The organism is Paenimyroides tangerinum (assembly GCF_003865405.1).
Classification (GTDB): Bacteria; Bacteroidota; Bacteroidia; order Flavobacteriales; family Flavobacteriaceae; genus Flavobacterium; species Flavobacterium tangerinum.
The window spans coordinates 630-11,225 of record NZ_RQVQ01000060.1 but is presented as its reverse complement, the minus strand read 5'-3'; the positions used below and the strand labels follow the sequence as shown (position 1 = coordinate 11,225).

Genomic DNA, 10,596 nt, shown 5'->3' with positions numbered 1-10,596 from the left:
AATGCTCTTATTTTAAAAGCGGCATCATAGATTTTTCGTCCTTGTTTCATGAGTCAAATTTAAAATTTTAGTCTTAACTTCAACTGAACGCTAAGTTAGTATATCCAATCACGATGGTAATGACCCTACTTCTTCAACGGTTTGGTATAATAATTCTAAAAACTTTGTTTATTTTGGAGATTCTGTTGGTTCTGCAGATAGTAAAGGGACTAATGATTATCCCGCTTATTATAAAAACGGCAAACCACTTGTTAAACTATACGGTTTACCAGCTGGACAAAGGCAGATTATTGCTAATTCTGTTTTTGAATTAAATGCCGTTGCATTGGCTATAAATAAAGCTTCAACCAATGGAATAAACTCGTATTAATTTATTTTAAATTTCTTAAAAAGCTCGATTTTCATCGACCTTTTTATCTTTCTCCATTTAAAATATCCCGAAGTAGCAACAATAAATAGTATCAAACTTAAAATTGCATATAAATACAATTCTTTATGAATCATTAGCGGAATAGCAATCGCATTACTGATATTCAAAAATATCCAATTTTCAATTTTGCGTTTTGCCATCAACCACATCCCAGCCCAAGCAAATGCACTTATTGTTGCATCCAAAATCGGTACGTCAGAATCGGTTAGTTGTGTCAATCCAAAATAAAATAGAATAAAAGAAATAAGAACTATCAAAAAACTGATTGTATAATCTTTTTTAGTTGAAAACGAAATTGGAGTCTCGTGCTGTTGTTTTCCAAATTTCCAAAAGTACCAACCGTAAATACTCATAATTAAATAGTAAATATTTAAAGCAAATTCGGCATAGAGCTTACTTTGAAACATCAAATACATTGTAATTGAAACACTGCAAATTCCAAATAAATAATTTATTGGATTATTTACTCTGGAAAGTAAAACTTGAACAATGGCAAGGCTTACACCAATCCATTCAAGTATCGAAATTTGAAAAAAGATTTCCTGTATCATTTTAAATTTTTTAAAGATCAGGAGATGATAAAATATTCCCTACGTCAGCATTATCTGAATCAGGTGTAGAATAAGATCTTGGGTATCATCTCAGCCCTTGAAAAAGAGCACCCCACATTTTAACTGCAAATATCCATAATTATTTTGTAGTTTTATTTAGAATCAATTTAATTAATATGTGTTTTTAGTATTTTTCGATGGTTTGAATCGTTATCTTTGTATTAAAAATAATAAGGTTACAATTTCAAGTTGTAACTTTGTACAAATTTTTAAAGAAGATGTTAGATATTAAATCCATAAGAGCTGATTTTCCTATTCTTACACAACACGTAAACGGAAAACCTTTAGTGTATTTTGATAATGGTGCAACAGCCCAAAAACCGCAAGTGGTGATTGATGCAATTGCTAAATATTACGAAGAAATCAATGCAAACATTCATCGTGGTGTTCATCATTTAAGTCAAGTTGCTACGGATGTTTATGAAGAATCTCGTCTAAAAATTCAAAAACATTTAAATGCGCGTCATTCATACGAGGTTTTATTTACGTCTGGAACAACTTTCGGAATTAACCTTGTTGCTAATGGTTTCGGACAGATTTTAAAACCTGGAGATGAAATTATTGTTTCGCATTTAGAACATCATTCTAATATTGTTCCTTGGCAATTTGCTGCCGAACGTTCAGGTGCAACTTTAAAAGTAATTCCAATGAACGAAAAAGGGGAGTTGATGATGGATGAATATGTGAAATTACTTTCGCCAAATACAAAAATCGTAGCAGTTAATCATATCTCAAATGCTTTAGGAACGATTAATCCTATTGAGTTTATTATCGAAAAAGCACACGAAGTGGGTGCAGCTGTTTTAATTGATGGCGCTCAAGCAACTCCGCATTTAAAACCAGATGTTCAAGCTTTGGATTGTGATTTTTATGTTTTTTCTGGACATAAAATTTGCGGTCCAACCGGAACAGGAATTCTTTATGGAAAAGAAAAATGGTTAAATCAATTGCCTCCGTATCAAGGTGGTGGAGAAATGATTAAAGAAGTTACTTTCGAAAAAACAACGTACGCTTGTTTACCACATAAATTCGAGGCTGGAACTCCAAATATTGCAGGCGGAATTGTTTTAGGTGTAGCCGTTGATTATTTGAATGCGATTGGATTCGATAATATCGAAGCTTACGAACAAGAACTTTTAGATTACGCAACCAAACGTTTACAAGAGTTTGATGGAATTGAATTTTACGGAACTTCGGAACATAAAGCATCTGTAATTTCGTTTAATTTCACAGGAATCCATCCGTATGATGTTGGTGCAATCATTGACAAATTAGGTGTTGCAGTTCGTACAGGTCATCACTGTGCGCAACCAATTATGAATTATTTTAATATACCTGGTACCATTCGCGCTTCTTTTGCTTTTTATAATACTAAAGAAGAAATTGATATCTTTATCGAAGCTTTAAAAAAGGCGAAAACTATGTTATCTTAAGCCCAAAATAAAATGACAATTAAAGAAATACAAGAAGAAATTGTTGATGAATTTGCAATGTTTGACGATTGGATGGAACGTTACGAATACATTATTGATTTAGGAAAAAACCTTCCGTTAATTGATGAAGCTTACAAAACTGAAGATAACATCATCAAAGGATGTCAATCTAAAGTTTGGGTTCATGCAGATAAAATAGATGATAAAATTGTTTTCACTGCAGATAGTGATGCTATTTTAACTAAAGGAATTATCGCTATTTTAATTCGTGTTTTTTCGAATCAAAAAACAGAAGATATTTTAAATGCCGATATGAGTTTTATTGACGAAATTGGATTAAAAGAACATTTATCGCCAACTCGCGCAAACGGATTGGTTTCGATGATAAAAAAAATAAAAATGTACGCATTAGCCCTTCAAACAAAATAATATGGAACAAGAAATTGATATGAACGAATTGGGAGAAAAAATCGTTAAGGTTTTAAAAACCATTTTCGACCCAGAAATACCAGTTGATATTTACGAATTAGGATTGATTTACGATGTTTTTGTAAACGAAAATCGTGAAGTTAAAATCTTAATGACATTAACTTCGCCAAACTGCCCAGTTGCTGAAACTTTACCAATGGAAATTCAAGAAAAAGTAGCTTCTATAGATATGGTAAAAGATGTTGAAATAGAATTGACATTTGAACCGGCTTGGTCAAAAGATTTAATGAGCGAAGAAGCAAAATTAGAATTAGGAATGTTATAATTATATAATTATGGCAGATGAAATTGTAAATAAGGTAGCTCAAAGTAGCTTAATGGTTTTCGATTTAGAAGATTATTATCCTAAAAATGAGCGTGTGTTTTTAGATATTTCGCAATGGCTTCACGGAGGATTCATTCTTAAAGAAAAAGAATTTCGTGAAGGTTTAAAGAATTTCGATTTTGAAATTTATAAAGATAAATTAGTTGCTTTAAATTGTTCAACCGATGCTATTTTGCCTTCTTGGGCTTTTATGTTGGTAAGTTCATATTTACAACCAGTTGCTCAAAAAGTAGTTCAAGGGTCGTTACATCAGCTTGATTTAGCTTTTTATGAAGAAATAATCTCAAATTTAGATTTTTCTTCTTATGAGAATAAACCTGTGATTATAAAAGGATGTTCTAAAAAGCCAATACCAGAAGAAGCTTACGTAATGGCAACTCAGAAAATGATGCGTTTTGCACGCTCCATTATGTTTGGTGAAGCTTGTTCGGCTGTTCCAATTTTCAAAAAGAAATAATTTGAAATTCGCATATAAAATACTTACTTTGTGTTAAAGCTTTTAACTATGAGTAAGTATTTTTTTTTAGTTCTATTTTCTTTAGGTTTTTTAGTTGCAAATGCGCAAACTAAAAACGATAGTATTCCTGTTAAACATTGGAAAATTTCTGGAACAAATTCGCTAACAGGAGCTCAAACGAGTTTTGATAAATGGCAAATTGGAGGAACAAACAATTTAACGGTAAATGCAAAAATCAATTACGATTTTAATTATCATAAAAAGGATTGGTCTTGGGATAATAAAGTTTTAGCAACTTATGGTTTTAATAGAAATAAAAGAAATTCAGTTAAAAAAACGGATGATAGAATTGAACTGAATTCTATTTTATCAAAAACGATGAATAAAGAATGGTCATATTCTGCCTATATGAATTTTCAAACGCAGTTTGATAAAGGTTACGACCCAACGGATGAAACTAAAAACATTTCTCGTTTTATGTCTCCTGTTTTTCTTCAATTAGGGCCTGGGGTTTTATGGAAAAAAAATGATGATTTTAAAATTAATATTTCTCCAGCATCTACAAAGTTTATTTTTGTTCATGAAAAATTTACTAAGAATGGAAAGTCGTTTAGTGTGGAACAACACGAAACCCAGCGTTTGGAATTTGGTGCAGCAGCTTATGTTTATTACCGAGTAAAAGTTTTAGAAAATATTACGATTGAAAACATTTTAGGATTGTATTCAAATTATATCGAAAATACTAAAAATGTCGATTTTGATTACCAATTGAACATCGATATGAAAGTAACTAAATTCATTACTGCTAATATTAATTATCAAGCATTATATGATAATGAAACTTTTGGAGCTTTACAGCAAAGACAAAATATTGGAGTAGGATTTAAGTATTCTTTTCATAATTAAAAGAAAGAATAGTAATAAAAAAGATGCGTTAAAATCTAATTTTAACGCATCTTTTTTATTACTCAGAATCTTCTTCTTTTTCAAACGCATCTTCATATTCAGGATACAAAAAGTTGTTGTAAGGAAAACGGGTTAAGTGAATGTCACGAACAGCATCATAAACTTTATGTCTAAATTCCTCGAAATTTTCTTTCTCAGTTGCTGAAATAAAAATCGCGTTGTTTTCTCCAACCTTATTCATCCAAGTATTTTTCCATTCATCAATTGAATAATGTTTTGTAGAACGTTCAATCATTAAATCTTCTACATCAAAAAACTCAGGCTGATATTTATCAATTTTATTAAAGATCATAATGGTTTGTTTATCATCACTTTTGATTTCTTTTAAAATCTGATTTACCGATTCGATATGATCTTCAAATTCTGGATGAGAAATATCTACAACATGAAGTAATAAATCAGCCTCGCGAACTTCGTCAAGTGTACTTTTAAATGATTCAACCAATTGTGTAGGAAGTTTTCTAATGAATCCAACTGTATCGGTTAATAAAAATGGTAGGTTTTTAATAACTACTTTTCGAACGGTTGTGTCTAATGTTGCAAATAATTTATCTTCAACAAAAACTTCACTTTTTCCAACAGCATTCATTAAAGTCGATTTTCCAACATTGGTGTATCCGACTAAAGCAACACGAACTAAGGCGCCTCGATTACCTCTTTGAACAGCCATTTGTTTATCGATTGTTCTAAGTTTTTCTTTTAGTAATGCAATTCGATCGCGAACAATACGACGGTCAGTTTCAATTTCTGTTTCTCCAGGTCCACGCATTCCAATTCCGCCTCGTTGGCGTTCAAGATGCGTCCACATTCCTGTTAAACGTGGAAGTAAATATTGAAATTGTGCTAATTCAACTTGAGTTCTTGCATACGAAGTTTCTGCACGTTGAGCAAAAATATCTAAAATTAAATTTGTTCGGTCTAGAACTTTGGCTTCTAATAATTTAGATAAATTTTTTTGTTGTGCAGGCGTAAGTTCATCGTCAAAAATAACGGTGTCTATTTTATTTTCAATAACATAAGATTCAATTTCTTCAAGTTTACCAGTTCCAACAAAAGTTTTAGGATTGGGTTTGTCCATTTTTTGTTTAAAACGTTTTACAACTTCTCCACCAGCAGTGTAAGTTAAAAACTGAAGTTCGTCTAAATATTCGTTAAGTTTTTCTTCGCTTTGGTTTTGAGTAATAATACCAACCAAAATGGCTTTCTCGTAACTAATAGTTTCTTTATCTAACATAAAAGGAATAGATATAATATTTAAGCAAAAATACAATTTAAATTTCAAATTTATTTTTTTTAATTATATTGTTAATAAAAAATTAAAAGAAGTGAAATATTTTTATACATTTGGTGTTATACGTAAATATTATATAATTTTTTTAATTAAATAACAAATAAAACCGAGTGTCTATGAAACGAATATTACTTTTATTTTTTTTAACCTCTACTTTATTTGCAAATGCACAAGTATTTCAAGAGAGTTTCAATACAGGAATTCCTTCAACTTGGACAATTAGTAATAATGGAGTAGGTTTAGGTCAAAGTTGGATGAATTCTCCTGCAAGTTTGGGAAATAATGCAACTGTTGCTGCAATGGTTGCAAATGAAACAGGTACTGCTGCTAATCCAGTACAAGATTGGTTGATAACACCTCAAGTAAATTTGACTGGTGTACCAAATCCACAATTGGTTTTTGTTGGGAAAACGACTCCTGTTGGTCCAAATAGAAATAGTGTTTTGAAAATAATGATTTCTACAACAGGAACAGCTCCTGGAAATTTTACTCTTTTACATACTTATACTGAATCTTTTTCAGGTGCAACAGTTCCAATTAGTCCAAATGCTAATTTCGATTTGAAAACTTTGAACTTGACAGGTTATGCCAATCAAAATGTTTACATAGCTTTTGTTATGGAGAATATAGGTGTTGGTAAATCTTGGATTATTGATGATGTTAAATTTTTTAATCAATGTTTAGATGTTACTAATATAATGATTAGTGATGTTGATTTAGATTCAGGTGTGATATCTTGGGATAATCCTGGCGGAGCTGCTTCTTTTGAAATTGAAGTAGTAACAGGTAATAATCAGCCAACTGGAGTAGCTACACATACTTCAACAGTAAATTCTATTGAAATTCCTTTGGTTTTTGGTGTAAATTATAAAGTATATGTTCGTGCAGTTTGTTCTGGAAATACTTCTGGTTGGGTTGTTTCTAATCAATTTACACCTAAAACACCAGGTTCAGATTGTTATTCTGCTTTGAACATTAATTCGCTTCCTTATTCACATTCAGATACTACAGCGAATTATGGAGATGATTATAGCGGTTCTGCAGGAAATTCATGTGGAGCTGCGGGTAACTATTTAAATGGAGATGATGTAGTTTATGCTTTTACTCCAAATGAAAATATGGATGTTGAGGTTGAATTGATTCCTCAAGATGTTTATTCAGGTATTTTTGTATATGATAGTTGTGCAAATATCGGTGTAAGTTGTATTGCTGGAGTTGCAAATGCAAATGCAAATATTCGTCAGATTAATAATTTAAGTTTAACAGCTGGTACAACTTATTATTTTGTTATTTCTACTCGTCCTACGCCACAATCTGTTCAATATACTTTTAATATTCAAAGAATTCGTTGTGTTGAGCCAATTAATTTAACAGCAACGAATTTTACACAATCGAGTGCTCAATTAGGTTGGCAAAATGGTGTAGGAAATAATGCTACTTCTTGGCAAATATTTGTTCAAAATACTGCTGATAATTTACCTGTCACTTCAGGAACAACTGTTACAAGTTTAACTCCTGTGGTTAATCAGTTGCAAAATGGTACACCATTACAACCATCTACAATTTATGAATATTACGTACGTGCTTCTTGTGGCGATGGTAATTTTAGTACTTGGGCTGGACCTTATACTTTTAATACACTTTGTGCACCTTTTAACTTGCCTTATTCTGAAGGATTTAATACTACTTCACCATCAGAAATTTGTTGGAATGTTATTAATAATAATAACGACACAAGATTATGGGATATGAATTTTACTCAGACTCCTTTTGAAGGAAATCAATCAGCTTCGATTAATGCTGTAGGTTCTGGAACCGCTACAAATGATGATTATTTGGTTTCACCTGTTTTTAATTTCAATGGCCAATATCGTTTGCGTTATAAATACAGAACAGGTACAACAACGGCACAAAATTTCTCTGTAAAAATGTCTCAAAATGGTGGAATAGGAGTGTCTGATTTTTCAACTGTTTTAGTTCCAGATACAGGATACAATAATATTACTTACAAAGAAAAAATAGTTTATTTACCTAATTTTATTGGAACTGGTGCTATTTCTTGGCATGTTCAGAGTAATATGGCGTCAAGAGTTTTTATTGATGATGTAATAATTGAAGCTGTTCCGTCTTGTCCAGAACCTTATGATGTTGTGAATACTTCTTCTACAGCAACAAATATGGTTTTAGATTGGCAGCAATTTGGAACGGTTGCTTCATGGGATGTAGTTTTAGTACCAGCTGGAACTCCTTTTACAGGTAATACAACAGGTTTGACAGTTTATAATACTACAACTAAACCATTTACAACTCCAGCAATTCCTTCAGGAACTTTGTATGATGTCTATGTAAGGTCAAATTGTTCGGGTACTAATCAAAGTCCTTGGTCAATTGTTGGAAACGGCTTTACAAAAGCGCCAAATGATGAATGTATAAATGCTATTTCAGTTCCTGTGAATCCTGATACAGATTGTATTGATAGTGTTGATGCTAGTTTAATTGGTGCTACAAATTCTAATTTAGGTTCAGTTTGTACAGGAACCTCAAATAATGATGTTTGGTTTCAATTTACAGCTACTCAAGCAACTCATATTTTGAAAATTTCTGACATTGTCGGAAATGTTACTACTTTATATACTGTTTTGTACTCTGGTGATTGTGCTGGTGGATTGATTCAAATGGAATGTGATAATTTTACCAATACCAATTCTATCAATACTTATAATAATTTAGTTCCTGGAACAACATATTACATAAAGGTTTATTCATTGACCGCTCCAGCTATTACTACATATAATGTTTGTATTCTTTCACCGCTACCTCCGATCCGAACAAGTAATAATCAATATACAGTTCCAGAATTGGTTACAGAAATATTGATTAATAATCCTTGTGCAAATGTTGAAAATGTTACTTGGAGTACAAGTTCAAACGCAACTGGACCTCTAGGTATTGGTTATTTTGAAAAGAATGGTTCTTCTTTCGCATATAATGATGGAATCATACTTTCTTCAGGATTTATTTCAGCAGCTCCTGGACCAAAAGCAAATGGAGTTCAAGCGAATGGTACTTCAGGTGGAGATGCAAGTTTAAATGCACTTTTACTAGTGCAAGGGTTATCAGGTACTACTAATAATGCTTCGGTTTTAGAATTTGATTTTACTGCAATTACTAATCAAATGAGTTTTAATTTCTTGTTTGCTTCTGACGAATACGGAACTTATCAATGTGATTATTCTGATATTTTTGCTTTTTTACTAACTGATTTGACAACTGGTATCACCACTAATATTGCTGTAATACCAAATACAAATATTCCTGTTGCTGTTACAACTATTAGAGATCAGCAATATAATTCAGGTTGTTTATCTTCAAATATTCAATATTTCGATCGATATTTTGATGGTGGAAATGACGCAGCTTCATTAGGTGCTCCAATCAATTTCCATGGTCAAACAGTTTCTATGATAGCGCAGTCAGTTGTTGTACCTGGAAATACTTATCATATTAAATTAGCAATTGCTGATTATGGTCCGTTTAGTCCTGATTCAAGTCATGATTCTGCAGTATTCATTGAAGGCGGAAGTTTTCAATTAGGAACAGTTGATTTAGGGTCAGATCTAACAGTTGAAGAAAATAATGCCTTATGTGCTGCTCAAAGTTACACACTTGATTCAGGTGTTGACATGGATCAATATACTGTACAATGGCTAAAAGATGGTGTGCCAATTCCTGGTGCTACAAATCCTGTTTTGGTTGTTACTGAATCTGGTATTTATACAATTGAAGCAACTTATATTGGATCTAGTTGTGCTGTTTCAGATAGCATAGTAGTTGAAATTTATCCATTGTTTATTGACGATTTCGATGAACCAGAATTAATTAAAGTGTGTCATAATGATGTTGCAATTGTCGATTTAACAGCAAATGAAATGGTAATGTTAAATGGAATTCCAGCAACAGATTTTACATTTGAATATTTTCCATCTATATCCGATTTAAATGATAATACAAATGTCATCACAAATCCGCAAACCTTCTTTGTTGACCGCTCGTATAAAATTTATATAAAAATTAAAAATTTAATTTCTGGTTGTGAGGAAATTATGAGTTTTGATGTGGAATATATTATTGTTGATGATCCAATGTTTATTGAAGATGTCGTTGTTTGTACATCTTATCAATTGCCAGAATTACCTGAAGGACAAAAATATTTTACAGGTCCTGGTGCAAGTGGTGAAAATCTAAAAGAAAATAGTTATATTGCTATCGGAAAACATAAGATTTATATCTATAGCCAAAAAGATAAATGTTTTGAAGAATCTAGCTTTAATATTGAAGTTTTAAATTGTTCAATTCCAAAAGGGATTTCACCAAATGGAGATGGACTTAATGATAATTTTGATTTGTCATTCTTTAATATAATAAAAGTTCAGATTTTTAACCGCCATGGAAATGAAGTTTATTCTCATGGACCAGGTTATACCAATCAGTGGCAAGGACAAAGTAATAGCGGGGGTATGTTGCCAAGCGGAACATATTTCTACACTGTTATTACACCGTTTGAAACATTAACTGGTTGGGTACAATTAGTTCA

At 31.7% G+C, this 10,596-nt stretch carries 8 protein-coding genes; 6 read left to right on the top strand and 2 right to left on the bottom strand.

Features of this window, described 5'->3' with window-relative positions; all coding sequences use genetic code 11:
• Window positions 1–366: 366 nt before the first annotated feature.
• A complete protein-coding gene (gene pnuC, locus EG240_RS15455) occupies window positions 367–981 on the bottom strand; it encodes a nicotinamide riboside transporter PnuC (protein ID WP_125020246.1) in 615 nt (204 codons plus the stop codon).
• Window positions 982–1,259: 278 nt separating this feature from the next.
• Here pnuC and EG240_RS15450 point away from each other — a divergent pair, with 278 nt between their 5' ends.
• The 5 genes from EG240_RS15450 to EG240_RS15430 are packed head-to-tail and all read left to right on the top strand — an operon-like array spanning window position 1,260 to window position 4,651.
• Window positions 1,260–2,474 (top strand): aminotransferase class V-fold PLP-dependent enzyme, encoded by a 1,215-nt coding sequence (locus tag EG240_RS15450; RefSeq protein WP_125020245.1) that lies wholly within the window; start codon window positions 1,260–1,262, stop codon window positions 2,472–2,474.
• A gap of 12 nt (window positions 2,475–2,486) precedes the next feature.
• The gene (locus tag EG240_RS15445) at window positions 2,487–2,903 is read left to right on the top strand and encodes a SufE family protein (protein WP_125020244.1); all 417 of its coding nucleotides are present in this window, start codon (window positions 2,487–2,489) and stop codon (window positions 2,901–2,903) included.
• A gap of 1 nt (window position 2,904) precedes the next feature.
• Window positions 2,905–3,228: an iron-sulfur cluster assembly protein gene (locus tag EG240_RS15440; RefSeq protein ID WP_125020243.1), complete on the top strand. Its 324-nt coding sequence runs from the start codon at window positions 2,905–2,907 to the stop codon at window positions 3,226–3,228.
• A gap of 10 nt (window positions 3,229–3,238) precedes the next feature.
• A complete protein-coding gene (locus EG240_RS15435; RefSeq protein ID WP_125020242.1) occupies window positions 3,239–3,745 on the top strand; it encodes a DUF2480 family protein in 507 nt (168 codons plus the stop codon).
• A 48-nt stretch (window positions 3,746–3,793) separates the two neighbouring features.
• Window positions 3,794–4,651, top strand: coding sequence for a DUF3078 domain-containing protein (locus EG240_RS15430; RefSeq protein ID WP_125020241.1), 858 nt, complete (start codon window positions 3,794–3,796; stop codon window positions 4,649–4,651).
• Between the two features lie 58 nt (window positions 4,652–4,709).
• Here EG240_RS15430 and hflX read toward each other — a convergent pair whose 3' ends face one another.
• Window positions 4,710–5,945 carry a GTPase HflX gene (gene hflX, locus EG240_RS15425; protein ID WP_125020240.1) on the bottom strand — a complete coding sequence of 412 codons (1,236 nt, stop codon included), beginning with the start codon at window positions 5,943–5,945 and terminating at the stop codon, window positions 4,710–4,712.
• Window positions 5,946–6,118: 173 nt separating this feature from the next.
• Here hflX and EG240_RS15420 point away from each other — a divergent pair.
• On the top strand, window positions 6,119–10,596 hold a 4,478-nt coding region (locus EG240_RS15420; protein WP_203229330.1), incomplete at its 3' end, for a choice-of-anchor L domain-containing protein.

Bases quoted from the DNA above. Each gene is read 5' to 3' on its own strand.
- EG240_RS15450 (WP_125020245.1), top strand. From the start codon at position 1,260: ATGTTAGATATTAAATCCATAAGAGCTGATTTTCCTATTCTTACACAA.
- EG240_RS15440 (WP_125020243.1), top strand. From the start codon at position 2,905: ATGGAACAAGAAATTGATATGAACGAATTGGGAGAAAAAATCGTTAAG.
- hflX (WP_125020240.1), bottom strand. From the start codon at position 5,945: ATGTTAGATAAAGAAACTATTAGTTACGAGAAAGCCATTTTGGTTGGT.
- EG240_RS15445 (WP_125020244.1), top strand. From the start codon at position 2,487: ATGACAATTAAAGAAATACAAGAAGAAATTGTTGATGAATTTGCAATG.
- pnuC (WP_125020246.1), bottom strand. From the start codon at position 981: ATGATACAGGAAATCTTTTTTCAAATTTCGATACTTGAATGGATTGGT.
- EG240_RS15430 (WP_125020241.1), top strand. From the start codon at position 3,794: ATGAGTAAGTATTTTTTTTTAGTTCTATTTTCTTTAGGTTTTTTAGTT.
- EG240_RS15435 (WP_125020242.1), top strand. From the start codon at position 3,239: ATGGCAGATGAAATTGTAAATAAGGTAGCTCAAAGTAGCTTAATGGTT.